Genomic DNA, 15357 nt, shown 5'->3' on the forward strand with positions numbered 1-15357 from the left:
TATGGCGCGAGTACGTGGTCGTAAACGTCGCGAGCTTAAGTCTGAAATTAACATTGTTCCCTTACTGGACGTGTTGCTGGTGCTATTGCTGATCTTTATGGCGACCGCGCCGATCATTACGCAAAGCGTTGAGGTGGACTTGCCCGACGCGACGGACTCAAAAACCGTCTCAAGTGATGATAATCCACCAGTGATTGTGGAAGTGTCAGGGGTGGGGCAATACTCGTTGGTGGTAGATCACCAGCGGATGGAGCAACTGCCTTCAGAACAAGTTGTGGCAGAGGCTCAGGCCAGATTGAAATCGAATCCGAAAACTGTGTTCCTGATAGGTGGTGCTAAAGAGGTGCCTTATGATGAAATTATCAAGGCTCTGAATATGCTGCATCAGGCGGGTGTGACGTCGGTGGGCTTAATGACTCAACCGATATAAATTTGCGTTGATATTGGTTGGATTGAGAGTCACTCCAGCCAGTAGATACCTTGTTTTTAGCAGTTCCGTTTTTTAGCAATAGATGCGGACATCGAGTGTGGAAATCGAGCGTGGGTAAGGCAACCGAGCAAAATGATAAGCTGAATCGCGCCGTTATCGTGTCGGTGGTTCTGCACATCATATTGATTGCCCTGTTGATTTGGGGCTCTCTGACGCAGAAGACTGAAATGGGCGGCGGCGGTGCTGGCGGCGAAGTTATTGACGCCGTCATGGTCGATCCGGGCGCAGTAACAGAACAGTATAACCGTCAGCAGCAACAGCAGACTGACGCTAAACGCGCAGAACAACAGCGCCAGAAAAAAGCCGATCAGCAAGCAGAAGAATTGCAGCAAAAGCAGGCTGCTGAGCAACAACGGCTGAAAGAATTGGAAAAAGAGCGTCTGCAAGCGCAAGAAGATGCCAAGCAGGCGGCTGAAGAACAGAAAAAACAAGCCGCTGAGCAGCAAAAAGAGGCCGCTGAGCAACAGAAAGTTGCTGCTGCCGCTGCTGCAAAAGCGAAAGAAGAGCAGAAACAGGCAGAGGCCGCAGCCGCACAAGCAAAAGCAGAAGCTGATAAAATCGTGAAAGCACAAGCTGACGCGCAGAAAAAAGCAGAAGCCGAAGCCAAAAAAGAGGCGGCTGTAGCAGCAGCAGCGAAGAAACAAGCTGATGCTGAGGCGAAGAAAGCGGCTGATGCTGCCGAGAAAGCAGCAACTGCCGCCGCTGAGAAGAAAGCTGCGGCTGATGCTGAGAAAAAAGCGGCCGCAGAGGCTAAAAAAACCGCTGCTGCTGATGCCAAGAAAAAAGCGGCTGCAGAAGCGGCGGCAACAACCGATGTTGATGATTTATTTGGTGGTTTAGCTAACTCCAAAAATGCACCGAAAAGTGGGGCCGGCGCGGGCGCTGCTGCTGCGGGTAAAGGTGGTGGCAAGAAGAGCGGGGCATCAGCGGGTGATGTTAGTGGCTATTTGGGCCAGATAACCGCCGCGATCCAGAGTAAATTTTATGATGCAGATCTTTACAAAGGCCGTACCTGTGATCTGCGAATTAAATTAGCACCAGATGGTCTATTAATTGATGTTAAAGCAGAAGGGGGTGACCCGGCACTGTGCCAGGCTGCTATCGCTGCTGCAAAACAAGCGAAGATTCCTAAGCCTCCAAGCTCGGACGTTTATGAAGTGTTTAAGAATGCTCCGCTTGTATTTAAACCTCAATAAAGGTTGATTAACAGGGGTATAACTTTGTTGATCAACCGTGGATTATGTAGTTTTGTTTGCGTTGGTTTGTTAAAATTCTGCTAATTATCGCGGGCATCCCGCTCGGATAAGGGAGATAAGATGAAGCAGGCATTTCGAGTTGCGCTAGGCTTTTTAGTTTTGTGGGCTTCTGTGTTACATGCAGAAGTTCGAATTGAGATTACCCAAGGGGTAGACTCTGCTCGTCCAATTGGTGTTGTTCCGTTTAAATGGATGGGGCCGGGTACACCACCTGAAGAGATCGGTGCTATTGTTGGCGCAGATTTACGTAACAGCGGCAAATTTAACCCAATTGATGCGGCTCGCATGCCACAACAGCCTTCAACTGCGGCAGAAGTAACGCCAGCAGCCTGGACTGCGTTGGGTATTGATGCTGTTGTTGTTGGTCAGGTTCAACCGAGTGCTGATGGTAGCTATGTGGTTTCTTACCAGTTAGTCGATACTTCTGGTGCAGCCGGTAGCGTTTTAGCGCAAAATCAGTATAAAGTAACTAAACAATGGTTACGTTATTCAGCGCATACTGCCAGTGATGAAGTATTTGAGAAGCTGACTGGGATTAAAGGTGCTTTCCGTACCCGTATTGCTTATGTTGTGCAAACCAACGGCGGCAAATTCCCACACGAATTGCGGGTTTCTGATTACGACGGCTACAACCAGTTTGTCGTTCACCGTTCGCCAGAACCTTTGATGTCACCAGCCTGGTCTTCAGATGGTAGCAAAATTGCTTATGTCACTTTCGAGAGTGGTAAGTCAGCACTGGTTATTCAGACGCTGGCTAATGGTGCAATCAGACAAGTGGCTTCATTCCCTCGTCATAACGGTGCGCCTTCTTTCTCACCGGACGGGACTAAACTGGCTTTCGCGTTATCTAAAAGCGGTAGTTTGAACTTGTATGTTATGGACTTAGGGTCTGGTCAAATCAGCCAGGTTACTGATGGTCGTAGCAATAACACTGAACCAAGCTGGTTCCCGGATAGCCAGAATCTGGCCTATACCTCGGATCAGGGCGGTCGTCCACAAGTGTATAAAGTGAATATTAATGGTGGTGCACCACAGCGAATCACGTGGGAAGGTTCTCAGAACCAGAACGCAGATGTGAGTCCTGATGGTAAGTTCCTGGCATTGGTTAGTTCTAATGGTGGGGCACAACACATCGCCAAACAGGATCTAGAAACGGGAGCCGTTCAAGTATTAACGGACACGTTCCTGGATGAAACGCCTAGTATCGCGCCTAACGGCACCATGGTTATCTATAGCTCGACACAAGGGCTGGGAGCTGTGTTACAGCTGGTCTCGACTGATGGGCGTTTCAAAGCGCGTCTTCCGGCAACTGATGGACAGGTCAAATTTCCTGCCTGGTCGCCGTATCTGTGATGCATGTGTAAATACGTATGTATGGCAAACTATAAAAGGATCAAAGAGATGCAACTGAACAAAGTGCTAAAAGGGCTAATGTTGGCTTTGCCAGTTCTGGCAATCGCTGCGTGTAGTTCTAACAAAAGCGCAAATAATGACCAATCTGGCATGGGCGCTGGCACTGGTACAGAAAATGGCAGCAACTTGTCTTCAGAAGAGCAAGCTCGTCTTCAGATGCAAGAACTGCAAAAGAACAATATCGTTTACTTCGGTTTCGATAAATACGATATCGGTTCTGACTTCGCTCAAATGCTGGATGCACATGCTGCATTCCTGCGTAGCAACCCATCTTACAAAGTTGTTGTTGAAGGCCACGCGGATGAACGCGGTACGCCAGAATACAACATCGCGTTGGGCGAGCGTCGTGCAAATGCTGTGAAAATGTATCTGCAAGGTAAAGGCGTTTCGGCTGACCAGATCTCTATCGTTTCTTACGGTAAAGAGAAACCAGCAGTACTGGGCCATGACGAAGCAGCGTTCGCTAAAAACCGTCGTGCAGTTCTGGTTTACTAAGAGAATCGCATGAACAGTAACTTCAGACGTCACTTAGTGGGTCTGTCGTTACTGGTTGGCGTAGCGGTCCCATGGGCCGCTACTGCCCAAGCGCCAATCAGTAATGTCGGCTCCGGCTCGGTAGAAGATCGGGTCACTCAACTTGAGCGTATTTCCAACGCTCACAGCCAACTATTAACTCAACTTCAGCAACAGCTATCCGATTCGCAACGCGATGTAGATAGTTTACGCGGTCAGATCCAAGAAAATCAGTACCAGCTCAATCAAATTGTTGAGCGGCAAAAACAGATCTACCAGCAGATGGAGAGTCTGAGCGGTGGTCAGGGGGCGCAGGGTTCAGCTTCTGCGGCTACTGGTGCTGCGACAGATAATTCTGCGGCTGGAAGTTCCGCTACTGCTGCCGCAGGCGCAGCGGCTGCTACAGCGGCACCTGCAGCAAGTACTGGTGATGAAAACAGCGATTATAATGCAGCCGTTTCTTTGGCTCTTGAGAAAAAGCAATTCGATCAAGCGATCACTGCTTTCCAAGGTTTTGTGAAACAGTATCCAAAGTCGACTTACCAGCCTAATGCCAACTATTGGTTAGGGCAGTTGTATTACAACAAAGGTAAGAAAGACGACGCTGCATATTATTATGCTGTTGTAGTAAAAAATTATCCAAAGTCTCCAAAAAGTTCAGAAGCGATGTTTAAAGTTGGGGTGATCATGCAGGATAAAGGCCAAAGCGATAAAGCGAAGGCGGTTTATCAACAAGTGATCAAGCAATATCCTAATACTGATGCTGCTAAACAGGCACAGAAACGTTTATCTGCTCTTTAGCCATTTTCGAGTCCAGGAATTGGTCATATTGACTAATTTCTGGACTTTGGCGAGCGAAGAACAAGCAGTTAAACGCTTCAACAGAAATTTAAGTTGCACTGTGAAGAGAAATTAGTAATATATGCCGCCGTTGCCAAGACAACTTGTAAAACGTTAAAGCAGCAGGAAATTATAGTAAGCAATGCACATAATGGGTCGTTAGCTCAGTTGGTAGAGCAGTTGACTTTTAATCAATTGGTCGCAGGTTCGAATCCCGCACGACCCACCATTATGCAGAGTTATTAGGGTATCAAATCGTAGGGATGAGAGCCGTAAAGGTTCGAGCCGAGCGAAGCGAGACAGCAACGCGTAGCGTTGACCCGAAGGGCGAGTCCGCAGGACGAGTAATCCCGCACGACCACCACTATGTTAAGCAGTACCGCATTACAGCGGGTCGTTAGCTCAGTTGGTAGAGCAGTTGACTTTTAATCAATTGGTCGCAGGTTCGAATCCCGCACGACCCACCATTCTCCCCGCACGCCGGTTTGAATGTAAGAAGTTGAAATCAGCGCAAAGATTTTTCTTCCTGTTTTGTACTAAAAAGTACCCGAAGTGCGAGTAATCCCGCACGACAGGCACTAAATTGTCATTAGTAGCATACATAATGGGTCGTTAGCTCAGTTGGTAGAGCAGTTGACTTTTAATCAATTGGTTAAAGGTTCGAGCGAAGCGAGACAGCAACGCTTTAGCGTTGACCCGAAGGGCGAGTCCGCAGGACGAGTAATCCCGCACGACAGGCACTGAATTGTCATTAGTAGTACACATAATGGGTCGTTAGCTCAGTTGGTAGAGCAGTTGACTTTTAATCAATTGGTCGCAGGTTCGAATCCCGCACGACCCACCATTATGTCAAGTAATCCCGCACGACAGGCACTGAATTGTCATTAGTAGTACACATAATGGGTCGTTAGCTCAGTTGGTAGAGCAGTTGACTTTTAATCAATTGGTCGCAGGTTCGAATCCCGCACGACCCACCATTATGTCAAGTAATCCCGCACAACCTACCATTATACCCCCAGTGATACCTTTTCCCTGCAATGTTACATATACTGCTAATCTCAGTGTCCCAAAGTTCCCCCTATAATTCTCTGACATCCCATCTGTATCTCACTTTTTCATCTCATTTTTAACTCCATTAAACATTTTCACCATTATCAGACAATTTTGGGCGACTTTTAGCTGGATATTGGGTATTTTGTTTAGGATAAAAAACAAATGAAGTCTTACTGGCAGCCAGCAACGTTTGCTGACTCTGGAATAACTGGCAACAGAGATGTGAGCGATGAGTGAAACTTTTGATGTAAATGCGGCTATTTATCCATTTCCTCCACGGCCTGTCCTTTTGGATGAAGAGGAAAAAGCCTTTTACCGTGAGAAGATCAAAACACTGCTGAAGCAGCGCGATGCAGTGTTAGTCGCTCACTATTATACTGATCCCGAAATCCAAGCTTTAGCCGAAGAAACCGGCGGTTGCGTCGCCGATTCCCTTGAAATGGCACGATTTGGTAATAACCATCCGGCATCGATATTACTGGTCGCCGGCGTGCGTTTCATGGGAGAGACGGCCAAAATCTTGAACCCTGAGAAGCAAGTGTTGATGCCAACCCTGAATGCAGAGTGTTCACTGGATTTAGGCTGCCCGGCGGATGAATTTGCCGCATTTTGTGATAGTCATCCAGACCGCACCGTAGTGGTGTATGCCAATACCTCTGCGGCGGTTAAGGCCCGAGCTGATTGGGTAGTGACCTCCAGTATTGCGGTTGAGCTTATTGAGCATCTCGATAGCTTGGGTGAGAAAATTATCTGGGCGCCGGATCGCCACTTGGGCAATTATGTGCAGAAGAAGAGCGGGGCCGATGTATTGTGCTGGCAGGGGGCCTGTATCGTCCATGACGAGTTTAAAACTCAGGCACTGGCTCGCATGAAAGTACTGCATCCTGATGCTGCGGTGTTAGTTCACCCGGAATCACCCCAGGCCGTGGTTGATATGGCTGATGCTGTCGGCTCGACTAGCCAACTGATTCAGGCTGCAAAAACGTTGCCACAGCAAAAACTTATTGTGGCGACTGACCGTGGCATTTTTTACAAAATGCAGCAGGCGTGCCCAGATAAAGAATTATTCGAAGCCCCGACGGCGGGTGAAGGTGCGACGTGCAGAACATGCGCTCACTGTCCGTGGATGGCAATGAATGGTCTCAGAGCGATTGCTGAGGGGCTGGAGCAGGGAGGTGTAATGCATGAGATACATGTCGATGAAGAATTGCGTCAGCAGGCGCTGATACCGCTGAATCGGATGTTGGATTTTGCCAACCAGTTGAAGTTACAGGTCAAAGGCAATGCCTGAGTCGTAAATGACACCGATTGACCTCAATACTTATTATTTCTCCCCAATAAAAGGATTGCCAGATGGATTTCCTCAGTACAAGCAATATATTGGTGCATATTCCGCTGGGTGCGGGGGGGTATGACCTTTCATGGATAGAGGCGATTGGTACCCTGTTTGGATTACTCTGTATTTGGTTTGCCAGCAAAGAGAAGATAATTAACTATTTGTTTGGCCTGATTAACGTGACGTTATTTGCGGTAATCTTTTTCCAGATTCAGCTCTATGCCAGCCTGCTATTACAGTTGTTCTTCTTCGTCGCTAATATCTATGGCTGGTATGCCTGGAGTAAGCAAACGTCTGATAATCAAGCTGAATTGAAAATTCGCTGGTTATCATTGCCGAAAGCATTGATTTGGGGCGCAGTGTGCGTGGCTGGTATCGCTTTAATGACCTTGCATATTGATACTGTTTTTGCCGGGTTGACCCGTGCCGCAGTGGTGGTGATGCAGCGTTTGGGCGCTAATGTGCAAATGCCTGAACTGCAACCTGATGCATTCCCATTCTGGGATTCCACCATGATGGTGTTATCAATTGTGGCGATGATCCTGATGACACGCAAATATGTTGAGAACTGGCTGATTTGGGTGGTGATTGATGTCATCAGTGTAGCGATTTTCGCCTATCAGGGGGTTTATGCGATGGCTCTGGAATACGTGATACTGACACTGATTGCCCTGAATGGCTCTTGGTTGTGGATGAAGAGCGCGGCAAAAAATCATTCACGTCCGTTATCAACTCAGAGTCACTAGCGGCTAAGTCAGGCCACTGTTTTATCGGGCTTATCTCCGTTGAAACAGTGGCCTGTTTGCCCTCAGTGAGGGTGGTAATGGTGCGCGTCGTTACTGGCGGTCTGATTGATACCACAATCGGGTGCGGCGCAATGCTGATATTCCATTTGAATGGTGGCATGCCCAATATTGTAGTGATGCAGTAAATGGTGCTGGATACGATGCAATAATTCATCGTTATCCCTCGGAGGGATCACTTGCACATGCAGCGTCATTAGCCGTTTTTCGCCAACTTGCCATAAGTGAACATGATGAACGTCCCTCACTTCATATATGCTGGCACATAAGTCTTTGCGCAATTTGGTGATATCAATCTCTTGCGGCGCGCCCTCTAACAGTTCGTGAAAACTCTCTTTCAGCAGCCGCCAGGCGCTGCGGAGCACCAACACTGAGACCAATACCGACAATATCGGATCAATAGGTGTCCAGTCGGTAGTCAGAATGACCACGGCAGCCACTATCGCCCCAACGGAACCTAATAGATCTCCCAGCACATGTAAGGCTGCGGCGCGCACATTGATATTCTTTTCTTCCTCGCCACGATGCAGTATCCAGAAGCAGAAAATATTCGCACATAATCCAGCGATGGCGATGAATAACATCGGCATCCCCATCACTTCATGGGGAGAAAAGAAACGCCGTACCGCTTCCCAGACTATCAATACCACAATCAACAATAATGCCGCCGCGTTGACGAACGCCGCCAGTGTGGTCAGGCGCAAATAACCAAAGGTATGGCGAGAGTCAGGTTTTCGCTGCGAGAAATGAACTGCCATCAATGCGATGAATAATGCGGCCGAGTCTGTCAGCATATGTCCGGCATCCGCCAATAATGCCAGCGAACCCGATAGCCAGCCACCAATGGCTTCCACCACCATAAACAGAGTGGTAACCACAAAAGCTATCAGTAGGCGTTTGCTGTTGCTGTCTTGGGGGAAAAATGAAGATACAGCCATAGTTATCCTTGGACCATAAGATGTGTGCACCGAACTGTCGGTTTATGTTAGCTCTGACAGGGTTTGATTCAAACCTTTAATCAACTGTGCTAATAGATTCTGCAGTTGAGTATAGGCCGCAGGAGCGATTTTTCCTTGCTGGCATTGGCTAATTAACTGCTGACATAATGCGGCACCTGCGGCATTTTGCAATATCAGAAAACTGCCCTTAATGCGGTGTAATACCTGTGCACGGGCCGCTAGCGGCTGTGGTACCAGTGCAAGTTGTTGGCGGTCATGCACCATGGAATCAAGCAGCGTCACCACTAATTTGCGCACCATAATTGGGTCTTGATTACCCAATCGTAATAGTATTTCCCGCAGGTTATCGTAAACCGGTTGCTCTGTGGTCATAACGGTTTGTATGCGTAATACCCGCTCAATATCACTGAGTGTCACCGGTTTGGTCAGCCAATGGTCGATAACGATATTCCCAGGCCGGATACGGGTAAATTCTTGTACATCGGCCGAGCAAAGGATGATTTTTACCGCCTTAGACTGAGATGGGCGCTCTTGTCGGCGAATGATTCGCGCCAGGGTAAAACCATCCAGAGTGGGCATATTGTAATCGACAAACAGCACATCGAACGGTTGCTGAAAATGAGCGTGTAATAGCTGGCGGCCATTATCAAACAGCTCGGATTCAATACCAAAATGCCTGAGCTGTTGTTGCATCAATAGGAGGTTACTCGGGTGGTCATCAACCATCGCGACACGAAGAGGAGACCGGCATAACGTGTCTGTAATTTCTGTTGCGGGCCTCAGGATTGGCGGCGATACCGTCTCCATGGCAAGCAATAATTTGATGGTGACCACGGTGCCTTTATTCAGCTCTGAGGCCAGGCTGATAGTGCCATTCATTCGGTCAATAAGCTCTTTGCAGATCGATAAACCCAAACCACTGCCTGGGATCATCAGATTGTTGCTGCTCTCAACCCGATAAAAGGGCTGGAACAGGTGGGGTATTTCCGCAGCGGCTATTCCGCAACCACTGTCCTCCACCTGCAATATCAACTCTCCTTGCCCTTCGTGCTGCGGTTGCCACGCCATCCGAACATTAATTTCGCCTTGGCGGGTAAACTTAATGGCATTGTTAATTAGATTGTTCATGACCTGAAGTAAGCGACCGCCATCAAGCAGAACTGTTTCAGGTAAGTTATCACTGTAACTGACATTTAAGGTTATCGGCCGCATACCCAACAGCGGTTGATAAACCGCGCGAATATGATTAATCCAAGGAATCAACGCAGTAGGTTGTGGTAAAAGCTGTAACGAGCCAATTTCCAACTTGGCATAATCTTGTAGGTCATTGAGTAGACTTAATAACGATGATGCTGAGCTGTAAATAACGGGCAAATTACCCTGCGCGATAGTGTTTTTTTTAAGCTCCAGTTCCAACAAACCAAGGATGGCATTCATTGGTGTTCGTAGCTCATGGCTGATAGTTGCCAGAAATTTACTTTTCATCTGATTAGCGGTTTCGGCTTGCAGGCGCGCCTGTTCCAAGACTTCTCGCTCACGTCGCTCTTTGCGCCGCTGAATAAAACGGCGGACCATCACCACCAAGAGCAGTATCAATAGCCCGCCAAGGGCGCTAAACAACCAGGTGGCAGGGGGCATCATGCGATTTTCATTTACCGCATCAATAATATTGCGAGGATCGGATACCCATTCATCACGCAGTGATTGTAGGGTGGCGGGGGGGATTTGTAGCAAGTTTTTATTGAGAATCGACAGCAGTAACGGTGAATGTTGGGCGACGCCAAAGGCCAGTGGATAAGCAATGTTATCTGCCGCAAATGCCAGTTTGATGACCCCGGAATAGCGGGAAAGAACCATAAAATTGGCGGAGATGACATTATCAATCAACCCGTCCAACTGCCCATTAGCCAGTGCATCATACATTGCCTTACGGTTAGCAAAGACAGTGGCCAAGGTCTGGGGGGGGATCAGTTGCTGACCTAAATCCCCTTCCACCACACCGAGACGCTTGCCAGATAGATCTCCCCACGTTGAGACGTTATGGGTGAACGCGTTGGTATACACCCCCCACAAGGCACGGTGAATGGGCATCGAGCTGTCATATTGCGCTTTGAAACTACCGGCTAGCGGCAGTAAAGCCCGCATCATGGCCCTATTTTGTTGCACCAGTTGATCGGCCAACCGTGGGTTACTGCTCCAGACAGGCGAAAATTGCAGGCCAGTATTTTGCGCAATGGTATTGAGAATATCGACAATATAGCCGCGTGGTTGTTTATCGCTGCCACGATAAGTAAAGGGATAGTCATCATCGATGGCGGCGTAATACACCACGGGATGGGCCTTAACCCATTCTTGCTCCATGCGGGTAAGATCAGCATTACCGGTATCGAGATAGCTGGGAATTTTTTTACTCCAGCGGCCCTGAATGGTATTAAGAACGTCCATAGGGACGTTGCTGATAACGTGATCAAGCGTCTCTATCAATGCCGGATTGGTTGCCGCAAACACCAAAGAGATACTGCCGGGCTTTATATCATTCTCAACCTGATAAATTTGCCCCAGTTGCAGTTGATCAATAATAAAGCTGGCACTGGTTTCATCGGCAATAAAGTAGTCATTAAGGCCGTTTAATAAGGAGTAAATGGCTTGCAGATTATTATCAAACAGCTGGTTATGCGGGGTTTTATTCTGAATTTCATCGACCAACTGCATACCGGCCATTTTACTAATAGCAATGCGCGCATCAGCCGAGTTTAACATTACCTGACGGCTATTTTGGCGGCTACGTAACACCAGTAACTTACTGACATAGTAAGGTTTTGATATATATAAGTTGGGATTTAATGCGCTGCGAGGTAAACCAAACAGTAGGTCGATATCACCTTGTTTTAATGCCTGATTCAGGGTTGTGGTGTCGGAGAAGCCTATCACCTCCACATTGGCCCCGGTTGCTTGCTTAATATAGTTAAGGTAATCGGCATTCAGACCGTACAGGTCACCATCGACAATAATATTATACGGGCTCACATTGTCGTTGAGGATGCCAACCCGCAAAGTGGCATTACGCCATGGATTATTAGGTGTGATAAACGGTGTGCTGGCCGGTATGTTCAAGCTGCTAACTAAATTGTAGTGCAAAGTAGATGTCGCTTGTGCGGGTAGCAGCAGGCAGAATTGGACAATGAATAGCAATACTAACCCGCATTTTCTCATGGTTGTAGCTCGTTAAATACGGCAATTAATGCCAGTAAATTTGCTGCACCGGTTTTATTGAGAATATTTTTCTTATGTGTGCTGACAGTTTTATTGCTGATATTCAGTAACTCAGCAATATGTAAATTAGAATGGCCTTTACTGAGTAATCCCAATATTTGCAGCTCTTTCTGGGTTAAATGGTATTTTTCATCGTTAGGTGTGGAGCTGCTATCCAGCGTACTGGCGGGGAATACTCGTTGGCCGGCAATAACGGCATCAATGGCTTGCAATAGGTTATCCATCGGCTGCCCTTTATGCATAAAACCCTGTGCCCCAGCGGAATAAGCCATTTTGGCATAAACCTCTTCTTCCTGGGCGGTGTAAATCATGATGGACTGCTGTGGATAGTGGCGGCGGATTTTGCGTAAAAACTGCAAACCGTCAAGCTGTGGCAAACTGATATCCAAAATTAACAGATCAAAGTGATATTCCGCCAATAAGGCCAATGCCTGCTGGTCATCAGCAGCGCAATGCAGATGATAACGTGGTGTCGCGCGCATCAGTGCGGCTTCAAGGGCAACATGCACCACGGGGTGATCATCAACTAACAGTAACCTAGGCATAAACCGTATTAACCTTTAGGGATAAGAGGGGGGTGATAACCGAGTATGACTCTTATTAATGATTTTATAACAAATAACAATCCAGATAAAAATTGATGGCTTCATTCAATAAGTTGATACCTAATCGAGTAAACCGCATTATTGCTGTTTATCTGCACAGAACACCAAATGTAATAAAGTAGATTTACAGCGTTCAATTCACCAGCTAGATTGGTTCAACTAGATTGGTACCGATAGACGTTGTGCGATGACCGTCACAAGACTTAATGGAAGAACTATGAATTACCTGAATGATGACCTACGGATTAATGAAATTAAGGAACTCCTGCCCCCTGTTGCTTTGTTAGAGAAGTTTCCAGCCAGTGAGAACGCAGCAGAGACGGTATCCAAGACCCGCACAGCTATTCATAACATCCTGCGTGCCCAAGACGACCGTTTGTTGGTTGTCATCGGTCCATGCTCTATTCATGATACCCAAGCGGCCAAAGAGTATGCGGCCCGTTTGCTAACCCTGCGTGAAGAACTGCAAGGCGAGCTTGAAGTGGTGATGCGGGTTTATTTTGAAAAACCGCGTACCACGGTGGGTTGGAAAGGTCTGATTAACGATCCGCATATGGATGCTAGCTATGACATCAATGACGGTCTGCGTATCGCGCGTAAGTTATTGTTAGATATCAACGAGAGCGGGCTGCCAGCAGCGGGTGAGTTTTTGGATATGATAACCCCGCAGTATTTGGCTGACCTGATGAGCTGGGGTGCCATCGGCGCCCGTACCACTGAATCTCAGGTTCACCGTGAGCTGGCTTCAGGTCTGTCTTGCCCGGTTGGGTTTAAAAATGGCACCGATGGCACTATCAAGGTCGCTATCGATGCCATTAATGCGGCTAGTGCACCGCACTGCTTCCTGTCAGTGACCAAATGGGGTCATTCAGCGATTGTAAATACCGCCGGTAACGACGATTGTCATATTATTCTGCGTGGTGGCAAAGAGCCAAACTACAGCAGTGCTCATGTTGCTGCGGTTAAAGAAGGGCTGAGTAAAGCGGGCCTGGAACCACAGATCATGATCGATTTCAGCCATGCTAATAGTAGCAAGCAATTTAAAAAGCAGATGGACGTCAGTAAAGATGTCTGCAACCAGATTGCTCATGGTGAAAAATCGATTATGGGCGTGATGATTGAAAGTCATTTGGTGGAAGGCAATCAGAATCTGGAAAGTGGCGAACCACTGACTTACGGCAAAAGTGTCACCGATGCGTGTATCGGCTGGGAAGACACCGAAACGGTATTACGTGAGTTAGCAGATGCCGTCAAAGCGCGCCGCCAATAATAGCGAGCAGGCAAATAAAAACCCCCGGCATTGATCATGTTCGGGGGTTTTTTAATGGTACTAATCAGGGATGATTACTTCGCTTTGCCTTGGTTGGCAACAGCGGCGGCTTTAGCCGCGATTTCATCAGCGTTACCCAGATAGTAGCGTTTGATTGGTTTGAAGTTTTCATCAAACTCATACACCAAAGGTACGGCAGTTGGGATGTTCAGCTCAAGAATTTCATCTTCGCTCAGGTCATCCAGATATTTTACCAATGCTCGCAGAGAGTTACCGTGTGCGGCGATAATGACACGCTCACCACTGACAATGCGGGGTTTGATCACTTCATTCCAGTAAGGAATAACGCGTTCGATGGTCAGCGCCAGGCTTTCTGTGGTTGGCAGTTCTGCATCGGTAAGTTTTGCGTAACGTGGGTCATTACCAGGGAAGCGCTCATCGCTTTTTTCCAGCGCAGGTGGGGTGATAGCAAAACCACGACGCCACAATTTAACTTGCTCGTCGCCATACTTGGCCGCAGTTTCTGATTTATCCAGACCTTGCAGTGCGCCGTAATGACGCTCATTCAGTTTCCAGGTTTTTTCCGTTGGCAGCCAGGCCTGATCCAGTTCATCCAGCACACTCCACAAGGTGTGGATAGCACGTTTCAGTACTGAGGTATAAGCAAAATCAAACGCGAAACCTTCGTCTTTTAACAGCTTGCCCGCCGCTTGTGCTTCTCCACGGCCTTTCTCAGATAAATCAACATCATACCAACCGGTGAAGCGGTTTTCATTGTTCCACTGACTTTCGCCGTGTCGTACCAGAACCAGCTTAGTTACTGCCATAGCGTTAACTCCTTTAATGTGAAACTCAATCTCTATACCCCTCGGACTTGAAGACGCTGTCTAACCACGCAATTACCTGAGGGTATAGATTAATATTCAATGATAACTATTATCATTATATTGCGGGATTGCCGCCAACAGCAATGGTTTGTGTTTAACCATAGCCAATTTTTTAGCGGAAGTTAAGCTCATTGGGGTTCCCTCGCTTACCGCCTTCCTGGATCTTGATATTTATTAGGTATCGGTTTATATCCAATTAAAAGAGGGGTACTAAATACCCCTCCGGCTGCGGGGATTAGGCGGCTTTCTTCAGGCAGGTACTCATAAAGGTTTTACGCTCATCACCTTTTAACGCTTTGGTCGCTGCGTCGGCATTGCAGCTTTTCATTTTCTGCTGTTGTGGCGTCAGGGCTTTTTCATCGGGATGAATCTGCGCTTTCAGGCACTGACTCATAAACTTCTTCCGATCATCGCCTTTCAGTGATTGGGTCGTTGCCTGCTGATTACAGTCAGTCATCTTCTTCTGTTGTGCGGCCTGAGCGGGTGACGGTGTTTTCGCCGTATCTGCTGCCATCACATTGACACTAAGCAGTAATCCCGCACAGAGTAACCATAGGGTAGTTAGGCGCATAAACATTCCTTAAATAATATTGAGGGTCGGAAAGGGCGGGAAACAGGTCAGTATCACCGCAGATAGATGCTGTTAAGCGTAGTCGGCA

At 47.7% G+C, this 15357-nt stretch carries 13 protein-coding genes, 5 tRNA genes and 1 other RNA gene; 14 read left to right on the plus strand and 5 right to left on the minus strand.

All coding sequences use genetic code 11. From position 1 onward, the window contains the following. Position 1: 1 nt before the first annotated feature. From tolR to pnuC, 13 genes are all read left to right on the plus strand, one after another. Positions 2-430, plus strand: a complete 429-nt coding sequence (gene tolR, locus Q2T72_RS07020; protein WP_083159585.1) for a colicin uptake protein TolR — start codon at positions 2-4, stop codon at positions 428-430. Between the two features lie 110 nt (positions 431-540). Then, positions 541-1686 carry a cell envelope integrity protein TolA gene (gene tolA, locus Q2T72_RS07025; protein WP_193784696.1) on the plus strand — a complete coding sequence of 382 codons (1146 nt, stop codon included), beginning with the start codon at positions 541-543 and terminating at the stop codon, positions 1684-1686. Positions 1687-1806: 120 nt separating this feature from the next. Beyond that, positions 1807-3099, plus strand: a complete 1293-nt coding sequence (gene tolB, locus Q2T72_RS07030; RefSeq protein ID WP_083159580.1) for a Tol-Pal system beta propeller repeat protein TolB — start codon at positions 1807-1809, stop codon at positions 3097-3099. Positions 3100-3147: 48 nt separating this feature from the next. Then, positions 3148-3654 (plus strand): peptidoglycan-associated lipoprotein Pal, encoded by a 507-nt coding sequence (pal, locus tag Q2T72_RS07035; RefSeq protein WP_004393299.1) that lies wholly within the window; start codon positions 3148-3150, stop codon positions 3652-3654. A 9-nt stretch (positions 3655-3663) separates the two neighbouring features. Beyond that, the gene (cpoB, locus tag Q2T72_RS07040; protein ID WP_083159578.1) at positions 3664-4473 is read left to right on the plus strand and encodes a cell division protein CpoB; all 810 of its coding nucleotides are present in this window, start codon (positions 3664-3666) and stop codon (positions 4471-4473) included. Positions 4474-4665: 192 nt separating this feature from the next. Beyond that, positions 4666-4741 (plus strand) — tRNA-Lys (locus tag Q2T72_RS07045). 12 nt (positions 4742-4753) lie between these two features. Beyond that, positions 4754-4879: non-coding RNA, RtT sRNA (locus Q2T72_RS07050), on the plus strand. Between the two features lie 24 nt (positions 4880-4903). Beyond that, positions 4904-4979 (plus strand) — tRNA-Lys (locus Q2T72_RS07055). Between the two features lie 139 nt (positions 4980-5118). After that, positions 5119-5211: transfer RNA gene (locus tag Q2T72_RS07060), tRNA-Lys, on the plus strand. Positions 5212-5280: 69 nt separating this feature from the next. Next, a tRNA-Lys gene (locus Q2T72_RS07065) sits at positions 5281-5356 on the plus strand. A 57-nt stretch (positions 5357-5413) separates the two neighbouring features. Next, positions 5414-5489, plus strand: a tRNA-Lys gene (locus tag Q2T72_RS07070). Positions 5490-5794: 305 nt separating this feature from the next. Next, entirely contained in the window at positions 5795-6856 is a 1062-nt protein-coding gene (gene nadA / locus Q2T72_RS07075) for a quinolinate synthase NadA (protein WP_372568868.1), read from the plus strand. Between the two features lie 62 nt (positions 6857-6918). After that, positions 6919-7647, plus strand: a complete 729-nt coding sequence (gene pnuC, locus Q2T72_RS07080) for a nicotinamide riboside transporter PnuC (RefSeq protein ID WP_372568869.1) — start codon at positions 6919-6921, stop codon at positions 7645-7647. Between the two features lie 62 nt (positions 7648-7709). Here the strand turns inward: pnuC and zitB are convergent, their stop codons facing one another. From zitB to Q2T72_RS07095, 3 genes are read right to left on the minus strand one after another with little or no spacing between them, the layout of a single operon-like run. Then, entirely contained in the window at positions 7710-8642 is a 933-nt protein-coding gene (gene zitB / locus Q2T72_RS07085; protein ID WP_372568870.1) for a CDF family zinc transporter ZitB, read from the minus strand. A gap of 42 nt (positions 8643-8684) precedes the next feature. Then, the gene (locus tag Q2T72_RS07090; protein WP_372568871.1) at positions 8685-11876 is read right to left on the minus strand and encodes an ATP-binding protein; all 3192 of its coding nucleotides are present in this window, start codon (positions 11874-11876) and stop codon (positions 8685-8687) included. Further along, on the minus strand, positions 11873-12481 hold the full coding sequence (locus tag Q2T72_RS07095) for a response regulator transcription factor (protein WP_083159570.1): 609 nt from the start codon (positions 12479-12481) through the stop codon (positions 11873-11875). The genes Q2T72_RS07090 and Q2T72_RS07095 overlap by 4 nt, the downstream gene beginning before the upstream one ends. 277 nt (positions 12482-12758) lie before the next feature. On the opposite strand from Q2T72_RS07095, the gene aroG reads away from it, so the two are divergent. Beyond that, positions 12759-13811, plus strand: coding sequence for a 3-deoxy-7-phosphoheptulonate synthase AroG (aroG, locus tag Q2T72_RS07100; RefSeq protein ID WP_083159568.1), 1053 nt, complete (start codon positions 12759-12761; stop codon positions 13809-13811). A 74-nt stretch (positions 13812-13885) separates the two neighbouring features. Here aroG and gpmA read toward each other — a convergent pair whose 3' ends face one another. Together gpmA and Q2T72_RS07110 are read right to left on the minus strand one after the other, a co-directional pair. Continuing rightward, a complete protein-coding gene (gpmA, locus tag Q2T72_RS07105; RefSeq protein ID WP_083159566.1) occupies positions 13886-14638 on the minus strand; it encodes a 2,3-diphosphoglycerate-dependent phosphoglycerate mutase in 753 nt (250 codons plus the stop codon). Positions 14639-14933: 295 nt separating this feature from the next. Continuing rightward, positions 14934-15269 (minus strand): PsiF family protein, encoded by a 336-nt coding sequence (locus Q2T72_RS07110; protein WP_372568872.1) that lies wholly within the window; start codon positions 15267-15269, stop codon positions 14934-14936. Between the last annotated feature and the right edge of the window lie 88 nt (positions 15270-15357).

The sequence above is a fragment of the Yersinia sp. 2466 StPb PI genome (assembly GCF_041538325.1).
GTDB lineage: Bacteria > Pseudomonadota > Gammaproteobacteria > Enterobacterales > Enterobacteriaceae > Yersinia > Yersinia enterocolitica_E.